Annotated in this window: 1 protein-coding gene; it reads left to right on the top strand. The window is 33.1% G+C overall.

What is annotated here, in order from left to right:
• Window positions 1-722: family 1 glycosylhydrolase (locus tag B5E75_RS14345; RefSeq protein ID WP_143746994.1), on the top strand; the 722-nt coding region annotated here is incomplete at both ends.

The raw sequence follows: 722 nt of genomic DNA, 5'->3' as shown, positions 1-722 counted from the left end.
ATTACACCTGTCATTGATGAAAATGAATTTTATCCAAATCATGAAGCCATTGATTTTTATCATCGTTATAAAGAAGACATTGCATTGTTTAAAGAAATGGGATTTAAATGTTTTAGAACATCTATTGCCTGGACACGAATCTTCCCATTAGGTGATGAAGATGAACCCAATGAAGAAGGATTACAGTTCTATGATGATGTGTTTGATGAATTATTAAAATATGGTATTGAACCAGTTATTACATTATCTCATTTTGAAATACCCTATCATTTAGCTAAAGAATATGGTGGATTCATGAACAGAAAGACTATTGATTTCTTTGTGAAGTTTGCAAAAGTCTGCTTTGAAAGATATAAAGACAAAGTGAAATACTGGATGACTTTCAATGAAATCAATAATCAGATGAATTACAAGAATGATATCTTTGGATGGACAAACAGTGGAGTTCATTTTGGGGATTATGACAATCCAGAAGAAGCAATGTATATCTGTGGACATCATACTCTTGTAGCCAGTGCATTAGCTGTCAAAGCTGGTAAAGCCATTAATCCTGATTTTCATATTGGAAATATGATAGCAATGGTTCCTATTTATCCATATTCTTGTCGTCCTGCTGATATGGTATTATCAACACAAATGATGCATGATCGCTGGTTCTTCTGTGATGTACAAGTGAGAGGACATTATCCAGCATATGCATTGAAGATGTTTGAAAGAAAAGG

Source organism: Massiliimicrobium timonense (genome assembly GCF_002160865.1).
In the GTDB taxonomy this organism is placed as follows: domain Bacteria; phylum Bacillota_I; class Bacilli_A; order Erysipelotrichales; family Coprobacillaceae; genus Allocoprobacillus.
This window is presented reverse-complemented; position numbering and strand designations above follow the sequence as displayed.